Raw genomic sequence first — 13,616 nt, 5'->3', positions numbered from 1 at the left:
ACTATCCGGAACGGCCCCGCATGCGGCTGGCAAGCATCCGGCCCATGGCACGAGTTCCACGTCCCATGTCGCCCGCCATGGCCATCGTGCCGCGCACGGCGTTACCCGAAATTCCTGCTGGGGTGAGGCTCGTTGCGAGATTGGCGGCTCTCGAGCCACTGTTTCTGGCGCCTCGCAGCCCCTCGCCTACGCTGCCGGCGGCAGGGAGCCCAAAAAACGCTGCTCCATATGCAAATGAAAGCGCCAGTGACGGCACCCGGACCACGAACGCAGCAACAACCAGCATGTAGAGCACCAGGCCCGCCGCCACGCCGAAGGATTCCTCCTGTGTGGCCGTCGCGATCTGGATGGAGTCCAGATAGGAACGCACAAAACCGAAGCAGAAGCCGGCAATGATGTAAGAAAAAAGCAGCGTGAATATTCCGAATGCGATTCCCTTGACCCAGCCCTCGAACACAAATCTGGTCATGCCGAAGAAATTGCAGAGAATGGCAATCGGCCCTACCGCCAGCATCACGGCGACCGTCATTTTTGCAAACAGCGTCACGCCGGTCAGAACCAGGAGCATGGGGATCAACCCGCCGCCCACGATGAACAGATCGAGCAAGGCACCGACGATCGAGCCGATCCATCCGCCGGCCTGCGCGGTTGCGATCGCCGATGCGAATTCGTAGACTTTCTCGGCGACCTGACGGACTTGTTCCGCCATGTTGGCGCCGCCGGCGATCCCCGCCATGCGCGACGACAGAGCTGCGCCAAGCTGTTCCGGCGTCTCGAGGATCAGCTTGCCCACTTCCTCATGGAAGACCGACCAGGACATAACGAACGCATATGCGAGGGCGACCTTGCAGCCGGTGATGGCCATGTCCTGGAAGCTGATGTGGGTCCGGCCCAATGCTCCCCACAGAAAATAGATGATGAGGAACAGGGCCAGAAGGGAGGTGACCAGTCCCTTGTTTTCGGCAAACAGCCCCCAAGCCCGCTCGATCGTATCCTGGTTGATCTTGTCGAAATAGGTGAGCGCGGTTCCATAGAAATTGGTGAGCCCGTCCCGCGGATCCATCTGGCAACGCTCCGATCAGAACTGGTTCACCGGCCGCATGGGGCCACATTCATCGGTCAACTGCTGGACGAGAATCCCGCCGGCATCCCAGCGTCCGGGATCTCGAGCATACGCAAGTTCGCCAACCGGATTCTCGTCAGCCGAGCACTTCGCCAAACGCTCCTTATGGCCGGCGCAGCCGGCAAGAGCGATGAGGCAGGCCAGCAACGGGATGGAACAGGGCGGCTTCACTGCGACTGCGCTTCGAACTGTTCGAGCTGCTCCCTGACGGACTGGCCGTCCTGCTGCTGGCCGTTGCGTCTGCGCACTGCCCCCGCTGCGAAGGTCTTCAGGAATTGCGATTGCTCGGAGAGGGCTGCCTTGTACCGCTGCGATTCCAGCACGACGGCGCTGTTCAAGGCGCCGACCGCTTCGTTGGCGGTCTGGTTCCCCTGCAACACCATCTGCGTGTTCTGCTCCAGCGCGCCCTTCATATCCGGGGCGCTGCCAATCTCGCCGGCGGCACCGGTGAAAGCGTCTGTACGCTTCTTCGACGCGGCGTTCATGGCGTCCGTCATCGCGGTCAGGGCCGTCACCGTCTGGACCCCCTGATTGTAGGCCTGGTTCGCACCGGTGAGCTCGCCGCCGGTCACCGCGTCCTTCACCATCTTGACGAGGTTCAGGCCATTGATGACCTGGGCCGCCATGTTTTGAAACTGCCCGCCAATCCCGCCGAACGATGCCTGATTTCCCTGCAGGATCGCGCCAAAATCCGGTGCCTGGCTCATCGTAAATCCGCCGCCGGTCGCCAGCGACGAGAACTTGCTGGCATCCTGTGTCCTGTCGCCGGTGATCGCCTGCAGCGTCCGCGTCGTGTTGTCCTTGATGATGGTCGTGTCCGACTGGATCTGCGACGTCAGCGCCTTGATCTTCTCGTTGACCGCCGTGTTGGCGCCATCCGTCACGGGCACCTGTGCAAAGGCCGCCGTCGACAACAGCAGCGCGGCCGCACTTCCAAGAATGATCGTCTTCATCGGTTGACATCCTTCCGCTTCGTTACCGTTCATCTCGCTCACTGCGCCCGCCGGCTGTCGACGATCGCGACCAGCCCGACCACGTCGTCTTCCATCGCCGCGAAGGTGGGATTGAGGCCCTGTGTCCGCGCCAGCTCCTGCAGGTATCGAAGCAGGCGTTGGATATCGGACGTCGACGATTGCGGTGGAACCGCATAGCAACGCGTCGACCCCGTGTTCACCACCGTCGACGGACAGGCGATTTCGGCGATCTTGATCTCGCCCGAGCCGTCACCGAAATTGCCGTTTTGACCGCTGCCCGATCCCCTCAGGAACGCCGACGCCTCTTTGAGTTGCCCAAGCATTGCCTGCTGCTTCAGCTGGTTCGCCTCGAGCGCCTTGCCGACGAGCGCATTCCATGTCTGGGCTCGCTCGAGCTGTGCTTCGGTGTTGCGATCCACGGCCTTCTTTATGGGTTCGCCGCAACCTGCTGGCGCCGAAACCATCTGGGGGATCGGGGCTCCCATCGGTCTTTGATCGCCAAATTGCCGTTTGTTGCCATTGTAGAACTGGCTGACCATGTTCACGTAGTTCTGCGTCTCGCGGATCTGCGGAATGTTGCCGTTACGCAGCGATTGCCGATGCGGTCCTGCATTATAACCGGCCGCCACCAGATCCAGCCGCCCCGGATACATGCCCATGATCTGCTTGAGATACGTCACTCCACCACGGATGTTGTCGCGAAGATCATAGGGATTGACGCCGAGCTTGGCGGCGGTTGCCGGCATCAGCTGCATCGTGCCGAGGGCTCCGACTGCGGAAACCGCGCTTTGGCGGAAACGCGATTCCTGTTCCGCGATCGCCATCGCGAAATTCGGATCGACGCCCTGGCGCCGGGCCTCATCCGCCACCATTTGCCGGATTTGCTCCTGGCTCGCATTGCGCGGATTGTTCGGCCCGGCCTGATCGCCCCAACCAGCGCCGCCGCCGAAGGACGAGCAATCCATGCCGCCAGTGCCCCGCCCCGGCGCATAGCTGTTCGTCGTGTCACCCGAGTTGCCGCGCGCGATCTGCTGGTTCTTGCGGTAGTTGTCGTACCACTGCTGCGTCGTCTGCTGGATCTTCAGCCGAGCCCCGTCATTCACCGGTACCTGGGCATACGACGACGACAGCATCACGCCCGCAAGCAATGCCGCCGCCATCGCCCCGCATAGCATCGGTCGCCGCATCGCCTTACCCCTTCCAGTCACAGAATTTGTCCAACCAGTCGCGCGGATCCCCGCCATATTCCTCGCGCAGCATTTCGACCTGGCGCACGGTGTCCTCCCGGCCGGACAGCACCTTCACGAAATCCATCATGTGGCCCATGTCGACACGGGCCACGACACTGTCGCGGGCGTGCTTGATCAGGACGAACCGCTCAGCCGGATCGCCTTCCTTGACCCAGGTGAATTCGGCGTCCGACAGACCGAACGGCTTCTTGAGGCTGTCTTCGTCGGCCTTGGGGAACGGGAAAAAAATATTCGTGCTGGTCTGCTCGATGATCGTGCGCGACACGCTCGAGCGGACAACATCGTCTGGTGACTGTGTGCCGAAAATGATCATCCCGTTGCGCTTGCGGATGGTCTTGAAATAATCCTTCATCGAGCGCTTGAACTCCTCGTCATCAAGGAGCTTCCAGGCCTCGTCCATCAGGTTGATCACCGGCGTCTTGCCGTCATAGATCTTGTCGAGGCGATGAAACATGTAGAGAAGCGCGGCCGTCCTGGCCTGCGGGTCTTCCAGTATCGAGGTCATGTCGAAGCCGATCATCGGCCTGGAAATGTCCAGACGGTCCTCGGCATTGTCGAACAGCCAGGCGTATTGCCCGTTCTCGACCCACTTATCGAGCCGAGCCATCAGGCCGGTTTCGGTCCGCTGTGAGCCGGCAAGAAGCGAGCGCAGTGCCGACATGCGTCGGAACTTCACATCGCCCGAGGACATGATCTGCTTGATGGCGGAGCGGATGATCTGCTCCTCCTGAGGGGTCAGTGACTCGCCCTCGCGGTTCGGCTTCAGCATGAAGCTGATCAGCCGGTAGAGGAACACGCGGTTCTCTTCCGTGTTCTCCATCATCAGGGGATTCCAGCCAGACGGCTCGCCCGGCTCCAGTGTCATGTACGTGCCGCCTGCGGCGCGCACCATGATGTCCAGACCACGGTCCTTGTCGAACACCACGGCCTTCAGATCAGGATTGACCCGATAGGCCTGATTGATCAGGAAGCCCATCAGCACCGTCTTGCCGGAGCCGGTCGGGCCGAAGACGGTCGTGTGCCCGACATCGCCCTGATGGAAATTGAAGAAGAAGGGCGTGCCCGACGTCGTCTCGAAAATCGTGATCGCGGGTCCCCAATGGTTGCCGTCGGGCCTGCCATAGGGATAGGCGTGGAACGACGACAGGCCAGCGAAATTCAGGGTCGAGATCGTCGCCCGTCTGGCGATATAGGCCTGGTTGCCGGGCAACTGCGCCCAATAGCATGGTTCGCAATTGAGGTCCTCGCGCACATAGCTGGCGCCAAGGGCGCCGAACTCCGAGCCGACCACGGCCACCGCCTCGTCCAGCGCGTCAACGGTCCTGGCGATCGGCATCACCGTCAGATGATGCTCCGCGTACGCCACATTCTTTCGGGCCAACTGGTCGCGCGCGAAATCGAGGTCGCTCTGGATCGAAGAACCGCCTTCATCGGATTTCGACAATTGCCGGTCCAGACGATCGATTTTGTAGCGGGCGGCCTGGTCGTCGACGAAGGACAGAGATTGCGTGACCACCATCTCGAAGGGCTGCTTGAGCACATAGTCGAGCATTCCGGCGCCGGTCTCCGGCGGGTACTCCCGCAACGAGATCATTGCGGCATAGCGATCCTCGACCCGCGTATCCCCTTCCAGATGGATCGTGCGATTGCCGAATGTGGTTCGCCGCGATGGCACCATCTCGTCGATCGGCATGTTGCCCAGGAGCATCGGCCGAACCTTGCCGGCATTGAGCAGAGCGTAGAAAAACTCGCACTGCTCGGAAAACCAGACGACACGCGCATCCGGATCCACGACCATGTCTTCGCTGACGTCGCGATAGATCCGCCGGCCATCCGGGATGGACACCTCGACGCGCTTTACGTCGCGCAATACCTGCGGACCGTATGGGTCGAGGCTCTTCTCCAGCGCGCGCGTCGCTTCGAGCAGCTTGTCGCGCATATGGCGCAGTTGCTCCCGCGCCACCACAGTGCCGCCCGCACCCAGGATGCGGCTCAAAACCGTGCCCTTCCTGAATACCGGTCGCACCACGAGGGACACATAGGTGTCGTTCACGAACATCTCGTTCTTCGAGATGCTGGTCTGATACACCGCGTCCATGCGGGCCATGAAAGGATCGGCGAAGTTGCCCGGCAGCGAGGGCTTCACCTTGTGGCGCACAACGTGGGTGTACACCGCGAAGCTTCCCAGGTTCGAAATCGCCCGAAATGCCGTGTTGCGCTGTCGCTGCAACAGATTGACGTAGTCGATATCGGCCGTTTCGAACGAAAACCCGTTGAGTCGCAGCGTCGTGACGAGACAGTCGTTCTTGAGCCGGATGATCCCGTTCTCGATCGGCGCGAAATAAGGCACATGCGTCGATATCCCCTTGTCGGCGAAGATGTCCCATCCCCGACTGAGATTCGACCGCAAGGCACTCGCAACCGTCGTCATTTGCCGTACGTCCTGATCCGGCCTCCAATCCGCCTCCCGAGCGGATTGACGCCGCATGCACTGTGCTTTTGCAGAATGTCGAAGAACCACAGATCGATCTTCGTGCTCACCACGTACAAGACCGAATGCTGGACGATGAAGGCGGCCGGGAACCAGAGAATGGAACCGAGTGCCAGGAACAGCATGAGCGAGGTGAAGCACTCAGCCAGAAAGAAGGTGTAGGGGATGCCCATCACCGTCGGCGGCCGCGTCATCGCCAGGATGACGGGGTAGGTGTCCACGATCTCTTCTTCGTCTCTGTTTGCCATGACGATGAAGGCGCCTACTGTGCGCCGCCGGCCAGAAAATCGACAAGCTCGGCCGCCGCGAACATGCCGGCGAGCGAACCGCCGACCCGCAACAGGGCGCCCCAGCTCCAGTAGCCAAACGCCGCGGCGAGAAACATGCCGATAAAGGCGATCGCGCCGATGCTGCGCCCGAATGGTCCGGTGAAGAACTGGACGATACGGTCGGCGGCGTTCTGCAGGGCCTGCAGGTTCTGCGCCGCTGCCGGTTCGATCGCGGACATGAACAAGATTCCCGCGCTCACCGTCGCCATGGTCGAATGGACGATCACCCGCTTGCCGAATGGTGAGTTCCAACCTTTCCTGGCAGCGTCTTTCAGCCCGCCGCAAAATGCCTTCACGCTGTTCATAGGCTGCCTTCCTCTTTCACTCTCACGGGGCCGTCCGGACCCGGTATCTGCTCAGCCGCATCCGTTCCCATGGGGCCCGGGTCATTTGTGGAAAACACCAGCATCGTCGATCGTGCAGGGCTGGAGGCCTCTGGGTTCGCCTCTCTCCGCTTCCCGTTCGAGCGGAACCCCTGGCGCGGCCGTCCAACCGTCTGAATGTCGCCTCCTGCGTATGCGTGGGTGTAGAGACCCACCACGCGCGTCACATAGTCGGCGGTCTCGCGGATAAGCGGCAGCGATGTACGGGCGTCCACCTTCGGCTCGCCGGCGTTGTACGCCGCCGCCACGAGCACCGGATTGGTATATTTATCGACCAGCACTTTCAGGAATTTCGCCGATGCGCGCACATTCTGCGCCGGATCGGTCAAATCGCTCGCGCCAAATGCCGCTCCCGTTTCGGGCAGCATCTGCATGATCCCGATCGCCCCAGCCCCGCTGATCGCCGCAGGATCAAAAGCGCCGTTCTCGGCTCGAGCGATCGAAAGCATCAAATTCGGATCGACGCCCTCGTCGTGCGCCGCCTGAACAATCAACCGTGCGACATCGTCAGGCATTCCCGCCAGCAGGTCGGGCCGAACCTTCGCGCCAACGTTGCCGATTCCCGACGACGGCATCACATCGGCGGCGTCTGCGATGCTTTCGGCCGACAGGTCGTGCGGCGGCTCGACCCGAAGAGGCTCGGCCCGATAGGCAAAGACATTGGCGCTAGCCCGAACGGCCTTCACTCGGACCGGCACCAGGGCAGCTTTCGCTGATGTGCGCGGCGCCGCCATCGCGGCTCCGGTACGGGTGGAGAACGCCTCATCGCTCAGCGGCGTCTCCACGCCTGAAGGTCGAGCCTCCAGACCCTCCCCGACAGCCTGCAGGGGTATCATCGCGCACAACAGTGCAACGGCCGTGACGCCGTGAGCACTGGAAAATCGCGTCGCTCTCCTCGACAGAAACCGCATTCTTGACCCTGAATGGTGGACCTTAGATTACACTCTAGTATAATCTAATTCGCAAAGGTCAAGGACAAACTGTCACTATCGTATAATTTAACTCCTGGGCTACCGATCGCATTCGCCGGTCTGAGTCTCCGATCAGGAGCCTTTTCGCTCCCAGGGATCACGCGTCCGCTGATAGCGCAGTTGCTCCTGGTCGCCGAGGAATTTGGCCAGATTGACCGCAGTTGCGCCTTTGACGAACACCGACCCCGCATCGGCCCCAGTTCGGTACCTAACGATGCGGCAGAGGTAGTTCGGCAATGGTCTGTTTACGCGCTCAATCTGGTAGCAACCCGTGATCTGATACTGATAGTCGTCGCTCAAGGTCTGGAACCGACGGTTCTGTTGCTGCACCGGACCGAGCCGATATCGCCGGTACTGTGACGTCGACGTTTGCACCAACTGGCATTCCGAGAACGTCCCGTATGCCTTGCATTGCGTCAGCTTCAAACCTGTCCATGGACGTGGAGCGGAGTAGCTCGACGGACCGACCGGTGACGCGCACCCTTCCACAGCCAAACCCAGTGCTATCGCCGCGATGACCGGCACCTTCATTCAACTTCTCCCCGCGTCGCAAGCATAGCCGCTCGCCATCAGCCCATTGACGATCTGCTCGAACGCGAACCGGCAAACGGGTCCTGCATCGTCAATGCAGCCCAGCGATGTCAGATCGATCTCCGCCAGCGCCAACTGCTCCACCATCGTTGCGATTTGCCTGCCCGAGACGGCGGACAGCGTCGACCACGCCTTCTGCGACCCGCGGTTTCCGAACATCGTCGACCAGGCGTAATGCCCTGCCGCCAGATCCAGCAGGATCTCGATACGTCCTTGCCCGCGGCTATCGTTATGGCAGGCGCCGCGCGCCACCACGGCGAATGACGGACCGATCGCCCGGTCGAAATCAATGACCGTGCCATCGTGAAACTTCGCAATGTCCGCCCCCTTGGCGACGATCATTCGCCGTTCATTGCGCATCGCGCGCAGCGATCCCCACTGCACGAAATTCTCCATCGCAGTAGGTGCCACCGCGCCCAGTCCGGTTCTTCCGCCACAATGCTCGCACGCGAGCAACAGCTCGTCCTTGGTGAAGCGCAGCCTTCCTTCGCTCATGGCGGTGATGAACTCGCACCGCTGTGGGCCGGCGCGCTTCCAACCGCATACGGCGCCATAGGTGCCAAGTCGGTCCACGTCCCAATTCTCGGCCGTCGTCCCCTGTGATACCTGCGTGTTCGGTCCGAGCACCAGCCCATATCCGTCCGCCTGCGTCCCGCAATGCCGACAGTCGTATTGCAGCGGTACGAGATACCAATCCATCGACCACACTTCGCTCACGGGCGACTCTGTTCTCTCATTTCGCTCCGAATTCGAGCGTGCAGACGCTCAATGCAAACCCCGGCGCCTCCTCAAAATGTTACTATCGTATAATTTTAGATGCCGCAATTCCTATGCCGCTGGCCCGACGCAGCAGCGGCCTTTGGCCGTGCTGCCGCGGCCATCAGGACTTGGCCGGGAAGGAGGAGGTGGCGCGTGGATCCGCCGCGTCAGCGCCTGGGGCGGAGAAACGCGAAAGCGCGCAATAGAAGGTACGCCTTTCGTCGCCTTTGCTTCGTAGGCTTTGTGGCAATCGTGATGCGAACGCACCGACCCACACCGCGTGTCGAGGAACTGACCGGCAAGCCGATCCCGCTACGAAACTTCGATAGTGGCTGTCAGTCCGACGTTGGCCACTGGTTTCGCGCTGCTTGGGTCTGTCTCAGCAGACAATGACCCGAGCGGAAGCCATTCTAGCGATGAAAGGCTGCTTGATTGCGCCGCGAGACGAGAGACTGTTCAACCTGCATTCGCCGCTCCTCTTCTTTCTCGCGCTCGGCTTCCAGGTTTGAATCCGGCCTGGAATGGCGGCGGCGGGTCGTCTCACCCGAGATCGCGCCGAGAAACGTCAGGAATGCGAGGATAGCGACAAGCTTCACCCAGAAGTGCTGGACGAGGAAATCATAGCCCCACGAGCCGATCGCAGGGGCCCATGTCGCACCGATAGCGGACGACCCGATCCACAGAAGAAGCCAACCACCGAAAGCGATCCAGACGAAGAGCATGACAAGGCCAGCAAGCATCCAGAACGCCTGCACCGTCTTTTTGATGGCCCTGATCATCGTCATCGTCCGTACAATTCGACCGCGTCATGTGCTGGAAAAGCGGCCCTGTGCCTCTTGAAGCTTGCACTATCGTATAATTATCGTCTATAGCATTTTCCCGTCGGTTGGAAAAGGCCGAACTGAAAATGCGCGCTATTGCTCCAATCTCCGTCTCTGTCCTCATGGCTTTGGCCTCGTCCGTCGCTGCCCAGCAGGCGACGGCGCCGCGTCCTGCCAAATTTGTCGAGTATTACCAGAATGCCTACGCAAGCGGCCGCGATCTGGTCCCCGGACCGCAGCGCACGCTGGACCCGACCAGTCTGGCAAAGGCCCTGAAACTCGAAACCGTCGTTCCCGAAGCGGCATTGACCGGCAATGCCTTTGTCGATGCCGAAAACACCATCATCAAGCTGGCCGGCGCTCAGGGCTGCCAATCGACGCAACAGCTGCAACTGGACGGGATGCGGGCGTCGTGCACCATGCTGTCGCTCGCTGGCCTGAACGCTGCTCTGCAAACAGCCGCAGCATCTGCGGACGGCGCGTTTCCGTGCCACTTTCTTGGCGCGAACACCGGAGAGCCTTCAGTTCGCTTTGCCGAGTGCTTCTTCATTGGCGCTGACGATCGCGTCCAACCGCTGTCGGAATACCTCATTCGGCGCGGATTGGCTTTCGCTGCGAGGGCGCCTGACGGCGCAGCGCTCTTTCCTGAATACGCCGCTGCCGAAGCCGCGGCATCGAAGGCCCATGTCGGCATTTGGTCGAACGCCTCGTTCCAGCACCCCTATGGTGAACGGTACCGGCAAAGCCAGACGAATTGATGCAGGTCTCGACAATCATGCTTATTGCTATCGTCGCCGGTTCTCTTGTGTTCGCCTATGCGGCCGTTGTGCCGGCTGTTCAGGTGCCGGCGCGACCGGAGCCAGTTCCTGTCCAGGCGCAGGCGCCGGCGCCGGACGGAAGAGATCCGACCCCGTCGGCAGACGGGAACGGCAGCAAATTCGTGCCCTTTCCCATGACGGCGCAATTTGAGACCGCCGATAGCTGGATCGCGGATGGCAAGCGTTACCGGCTCTATGGCCTACAAGCCTGTCTGCGTGGCACGTCGGTGACGATAGCACCCGGCGTAAAGCGTGATTGCGGTGAGCTGAACCTGATCATGGCGCAGGCTATAGTCCGGGACAGCAAACCCGTCTGTACGACGATCCGGGAACTCGATGCCAGCAATCTGCTTGTTGTCTGTCAGACGACGACGGGAAAAACCCGCTACGACCTCGCGACCTTCATGATCGCGCAGGGATGGGGATTTGCAGCTGTCAGCTCGACCGGCCAGCTGGTCGTTCCGGGTTATCGGCTCGCCGAACAAGGCGCACGCGAAGCGCGCGAAGGGCTCTGGGCCTATTCGGATCTTCCCCATCCTGTTTCCATCCTCATTGGACAGGGTCAGCAGCAGTCCTCAAAAGACGTAGTCGGCAAGCAATGAAACCCCTCAACGGCATCGCGATCTTCGTCATGCTCGCCACGATATGGCCGGCGAGCGCGCAGGGCCCAGCGGACACGGTCCTGCCGAAGCAAATCTATGGACGCGTGCAGGTGCTCGACGGATCGACCATCGAGTTCATCACCCCTAAGAAGATCGTCCGCCTTGCAGGGTATCTTGCACCTCGGCTCGATCAGGTTGCCACGACCGAAAGCGTCGAATGGCCCGTCGGTCAGGTGGCCCGCGCCTGGTTGATCCTTCGCACCCTGAAACACGATGTGAATTGTGCATCCGTGACGACCGATGCGAATGGCACCGTTCTCGCGCATTGCTTTGTCGATGAAACCAATCTGGCCGCGACCGCGATCGCCGAAGGCATTGGATACGCGTACAATTTTCCCGGCGAGCCGCAGGTTCCCGCTTATTTCGATATCGAACGCCGCGCGCGTGGCCTGGGGTTTGGCGTCTGGTCCGATCCGAAGCTCACCCCGCCCTGGAATTACAAACCCGACAAGCCGGCGGAGCCTGTGGCGCGTTCGACGTCAAAGGAAACGTCGGAATTCGGCCTACCCCTTCCTCCCCCCGCTCCAGTGCCACCCGAAAATCCTCCGCGAGGTTAAGATGAAAAGCCTATTCTTCATGGTCCTGATTGTTGGCGCCGGCGCGATCCTCGCTTCGCCGGCGATATCGCAGACTTCCCAGCAGCCGTCTCAAAACACCGGCATCGACCCGGATCAGTGTGGCGCCGGCGGTATGGGGTGTACGCCTGATGATGTCCAGAAGTGGATGGATAAGGGCAACGAGCTCGCAAATCTCTCCAGCGCCGATCTCAGCCAATACGCCTATGGCTGCGCCAGACATCCGGACTGGAAGCATGATTGCGAGACCGACCCGGGCAAAGTCCTGCGCCGTCTCGGCATCACTGACTATCAGTGACGGACATTCTCCCATGAATCAGACGGTGAATTTAGGCGTCACGGGACTCGTGTCGTTGATCGTCGGGGTTGCTGGCGGCTACGTCTACGCGAGCTCGATCCACGCGACCAAGGTCGAGGAACTCGCTGGCCAGATCACCACGCTGCAAAAGAAGGTTGACGAATACGAGGCGGCGACCAGGCTTGAAGTGCCATCCGATGGAGAAGCGCTCGCCGCAATCCGCAAACTCATATTCTTCGGCGGCGTGAAAAAAGTCGCCATCGATCAGTGCCAGAAGGACGCGGCCGGTCCAGGTGTCCTCTGCTCGCTCACGATCACCGACAAGCACGACCACGTTCTGCCCAAGGTGCTCCGCTTTGTCAAAATCGACGACGTCTGGGCATCACAGAATTGACGAGACAAGGAGAGAACCATGAAGCCCCTACGATACCTGCTTCCCGCTATCGCCAGCATCGTCATCGGCATTTCGGTTCATAGTGCCCAGGCCCAGGATGCTTCCTTCGGCTGCAAAATCCTGCTGTGTGTTGCGTCGCAAAATCCTTCATGGCAAGGGGTTTCGTATTGCGTGCCGCCCGTTTTGAAACTGCTGTCAATCCGCAAGGTTCATCCCGGCTATTGGCCATCCTGTCCCGAGGCAGGAACCAAAGAGCCGGGTTATGCCGAATATGAAGATTGTCCGGCCGGAACGACTGCGACCACTATCAACGCCTACAGCGGCCATGGCGGCAACATGCGCGACACCGCCGTTTGCGCAAAGCCGGTTCAGGTCGCCTGCACCACGCTTTTCAATCGCAGTAGACACTTCGGAAATATCGACTACCTGAAAAGTGACCAGTTTCGGCGCGATGGCAACACTTGCATGACGACCGAGATCATTCCGAGACCGAAGCGCAAAGATCCCTACTATTTCGACATTCGCAACAAAGAGACCGGCAATGTTGCGCGCTATCATTTCAATTTGAGGAACTGAGATTGAATTCCCCATCACTGAGCAGCCTACAATGAAGGAATGGGCTTTGATGCCATTCAATCGTGATGCGCAAATGCGGATTCTTTCTCGAAATATCTGTACCTGAAGGGGGTTGGAGCGTCCCAGTTGGACGACATGTTCGTTCAAATCACCATTCCGCCGCCCTGCGCCTTTTTCCGCCTGCGCAGGCCATAAACGGCATCCTGGTCGACGAATGTCCCAACCCTTTGAATTCAGATTCTTTTTGACTCCGGAACCATATCGGCGGTCCATGGCTTTATTGACTCGCATAGGTTGTGCCGGAGTGCGAGTGTCATGGTTGCAGCGCGGGCAAACTGGAAGGGTTACATCAAGTTCGGAGAAGTTGCCTGCGCGGTAGCGCTCTACACGGCCGCTTCCTCGTCCGACCGCATCGCAACGATGAGTCTGCCGGCTTGCTCGGCGGTTGAAAGGTGAGCGCTGTTGCGGCACCACCTTTCGCGCGTGGTCATGAGCCACGATGCTCGGAGCCTTTGAGGGCTTCGACACATGACGATTTCAGAGCTTACGCTTAAGTCCAGGGACGAGGAGCCGGTTCGACGGCTTGAGATATTCACGGGTT

The 13,616-nt window shown here is 60.4% G+C and carries 16 protein-coding genes and 1 pseudogene; 7 read left to right on the top strand and 10 right to left on the bottom strand.

What is annotated here, in order from left to right; all coding sequences use genetic code 11:
• Position 1: 1 nt before the first annotated feature.
• From AB4136_RS26360 to AB4136_RS26315, 10 genes are all read right to left on the bottom strand, one after another.
• Positions 2-1,063, bottom strand: coding sequence for a type IV secretion system protein (locus AB4136_RS26360; protein ID WP_137902174.1), 1,062 nt, complete (start codon positions 1,061-1,063; stop codon positions 2-4).
• Positions 1,064-1,290: 227 nt separating this feature from the next.
• On the bottom strand, positions 1,291-2,109 hold the full coding sequence (locus tag AB4136_RS26355; protein WP_441931814.1) for a conjugal transfer protein: 819 nt from the start codon (positions 2,107-2,109) through the stop codon (positions 1,291-1,293).
• Between the two features lie 5 nt (positions 2,110-2,114).
• The gene (locus AB4136_RS26350) at positions 2,115-3,257 is read right to left on the bottom strand and encodes a lytic transglycosylase domain-containing protein (protein ID WP_441931774.1); all 1,143 of its coding nucleotides are present in this window, start codon (positions 3,255-3,257) and stop codon (positions 2,115-2,117) included.
• Between the two features lie 31 nt (positions 3,258-3,288).
• Positions 3,289-5,778, bottom strand: coding sequence for a VirB4 family type IV secretion/conjugal transfer ATPase (locus tag AB4136_RS26345; RefSeq protein WP_137902175.1), 2,490 nt, complete (start codon positions 5,776-5,778; stop codon positions 3,289-3,291).
• Positions 5,775-6,086 (bottom strand): VirB3 family type IV secretion system protein, encoded by a 312-nt coding sequence (locus AB4136_RS26340; protein ID WP_065996915.1) that lies wholly within the window; start codon positions 6,084-6,086, stop codon positions 5,775-5,777. Before AB4136_RS26340 ends, AB4136_RS26345 begins: the two co-directional genes overlap by 4 nt.
• Before the next feature lie 14 nt (positions 6,087-6,100).
• Positions 6,101-6,472 (bottom strand): TrbC/VirB2 family protein, encoded by a 372-nt coding sequence (locus AB4136_RS26335; RefSeq protein WP_137902176.1) that lies wholly within the window; start codon positions 6,470-6,472, stop codon positions 6,101-6,103.
• On the bottom strand, positions 6,469-7,335 hold the full coding sequence (locus AB4136_RS26330; protein WP_441931771.1) for a lytic transglycosylase domain-containing protein: 867 nt from the start codon (positions 7,333-7,335) through the stop codon (positions 6,469-6,471). Before AB4136_RS26330 ends, AB4136_RS26335 begins: the two co-directional genes overlap by 4 nt.
• Positions 7,336-7,593: 258 nt before the next feature.
• The gene (locus AB4136_RS26325) at positions 7,594-8,052 is read right to left on the bottom strand and encodes a hypothetical protein (protein WP_065996921.1); all 459 of its coding nucleotides are present in this window, start codon (positions 8,050-8,052) and stop codon (positions 7,594-7,596) included.
• Positions 8,053-8,829, bottom strand: coding sequence for a hypothetical protein (locus AB4136_RS26320; RefSeq protein ID WP_137902178.1), 777 nt, complete (start codon positions 8,827-8,829; stop codon positions 8,053-8,055).
• 452 nt (positions 8,830-9,281) lie between these two features.
• Entirely contained in the window at positions 9,282-9,650 is a 369-nt protein-coding gene (locus AB4136_RS26315; protein WP_171021063.1) for a hypothetical protein, read from the bottom strand.
• 107 nt (positions 9,651-9,757) lie between these two features.
• On the opposite strand from AB4136_RS26315, the gene AB4136_RS26310 reads away from it, so the two are divergent.
• From AB4136_RS26310 to AB4136_RS26280, 7 genes and pseudogenes are all read left to right on the top strand, one after another.
• Positions 9,758-10,450 (top strand): nuclease, encoded by a 693-nt coding sequence (locus tag AB4136_RS26310; protein ID WP_441931769.1) that lies wholly within the window; start codon positions 9,758-9,760, stop codon positions 10,448-10,450.
• Positions 10,450-11,112 carry a thermonuclease family protein gene (locus AB4136_RS26305; protein WP_441931767.1) on the top strand — a complete coding sequence of 221 codons (663 nt, stop codon included), beginning with the start codon at positions 10,450-10,452 and terminating at the stop codon, positions 11,110-11,112. Before AB4136_RS26310 ends, AB4136_RS26305 begins: the two co-directional genes overlap by 1 nt.
• Complete coding sequence (locus AB4136_RS26300; RefSeq protein WP_065996937.1) at positions 11,109-11,729, top strand: thermonuclease family protein; 621 nt, start codon at positions 11,109-11,111, stop codon at positions 11,727-11,729. Before AB4136_RS26305 ends, AB4136_RS26300 begins: the two co-directional genes overlap by 4 nt.
• Before the next feature lies 1 nt (position 11,730).
• Positions 11,731-12,045: a hypothetical protein gene (locus AB4136_RS26295; protein ID WP_065996939.1), complete on the top strand. Its 315-nt coding sequence runs from the start codon at positions 11,731-11,733 to the stop codon at positions 12,043-12,045.
• A gap of 13 nt (positions 12,046-12,058) precedes the next feature.
• Positions 12,059-12,439 carry a hypothetical protein gene (locus AB4136_RS26290; RefSeq protein ID WP_065996941.1) on the top strand — a complete coding sequence of 127 codons (381 nt, stop codon included), beginning with the start codon at positions 12,059-12,061 and terminating at the stop codon, positions 12,437-12,439.
• An 18-nt stretch (positions 12,440-12,457) separates the two neighbouring features.
• The gene (locus AB4136_RS26285) at positions 12,458-13,015 is read left to right on the top strand and encodes a hypothetical protein (RefSeq protein WP_137902180.1); all 558 of its coding nucleotides are present in this window, start codon (positions 12,458-12,460) and stop codon (positions 13,013-13,015) included.
• Between the two features lie 315 nt (positions 13,016-13,330).
• Positions 13,331-13,444 (top strand): annotated as a pseudogene (locus tag AB4136_RS26280) (Ku protein); the annotation flags it as partial.
• Positions 13,445-13,616: the final 172 nt, after the last annotated feature.

This window comes from Mesorhizobium sp. 2RAF21, assembly GCF_052115345.1.
GTDB lineage: Bacteria > Pseudomonadota > Alphaproteobacteria > Rhizobiales > Rhizobiaceae > Mesorhizobium > Mesorhizobium terrae.
Note: the sequence above shows the minus strand (reverse complement) of the source record. Positions and strands in the feature narration are given on the sequence as shown.

Bases quoted from the DNA above. Each gene is read 5' to 3' on its own strand.
- AB4136_RS26335 (WP_137902176.1), bottom strand. From the start codon at position 6,472: ATGAACAGCGTGAAGGCATTTTGCGGCGGGCTGAAAGACGCTGCCAGG.
- AB4136_RS26290 (WP_065996941.1), top strand. From the start codon at position 12,059: ATGAATCAGACGGTGAATTTAGGCGTCACGGGACTCGTGTCGTTGATC.
- AB4136_RS26285 (WP_137902180.1), top strand. From the start codon at position 12,458: ATGAAGCCCCTACGATACCTGCTTCCCGCTATCGCCAGCATCGTCATC.
- AB4136_RS26295 (WP_065996939.1), top strand. From the start codon at position 11,731: ATGAAAAGCCTATTCTTCATGGTCCTGATTGTTGGCGCCGGCGCGATC.
- AB4136_RS26305 (WP_441931767.1), top strand. From the start codon at position 10,450: ATGCAGGTCTCGACAATCATGCTTATTGCTATCGTCGCCGGTTCTCTT.
- AB4136_RS26360 (WP_137902174.1), bottom strand. From the start codon at position 1,063: ATGGATCCGCGGGACGGGCTCACCAATTTCTATGGAACCGCGCTCACC.
- AB4136_RS26325 (WP_065996921.1), bottom strand. From the start codon at position 8,052: ATGAAGGTGCCGGTCATCGCGGCGATAGCACTGGGTTTGGCTGTGGAA.
- AB4136_RS26355 (WP_441931814.1), bottom strand. From the start codon at position 2,109: ATGAACGGTAACGAAGCGGAAGGATGTCAACCGATGAAGACGATCATT.
- AB4136_RS26350 (WP_441931774.1), bottom strand. From the start codon at position 3,257: ATGGCGGCGGCATTGCTTGCGGGCGTGATGCTGTCGTCGTCGTATGCC.
- AB4136_RS26300 (WP_065996937.1), top strand. From the start codon at position 11,109: ATGAAACCCCTCAACGGCATCGCGATCTTCGTCATGCTCGCCACGATA.
- AB4136_RS26345 (WP_137902175.1), bottom strand. From the start codon at position 5,778: ATGACGACGGTTGCGAGTGCCTTGCGGTCGAATCTCAGTCGGGGATGG.
- AB4136_RS26340 (WP_065996915.1), bottom strand. From the start codon at position 6,086: ATGGCAAACAGAGACGAAGAAGAGATCGTGGACACCTACCCCGTCATC.
- AB4136_RS26315 (WP_171021063.1), bottom strand. From the start codon at position 9,650: ATGATCAGGGCCATCAAAAAGACGGTGCAGGCGTTCTGGATGCTTGCT.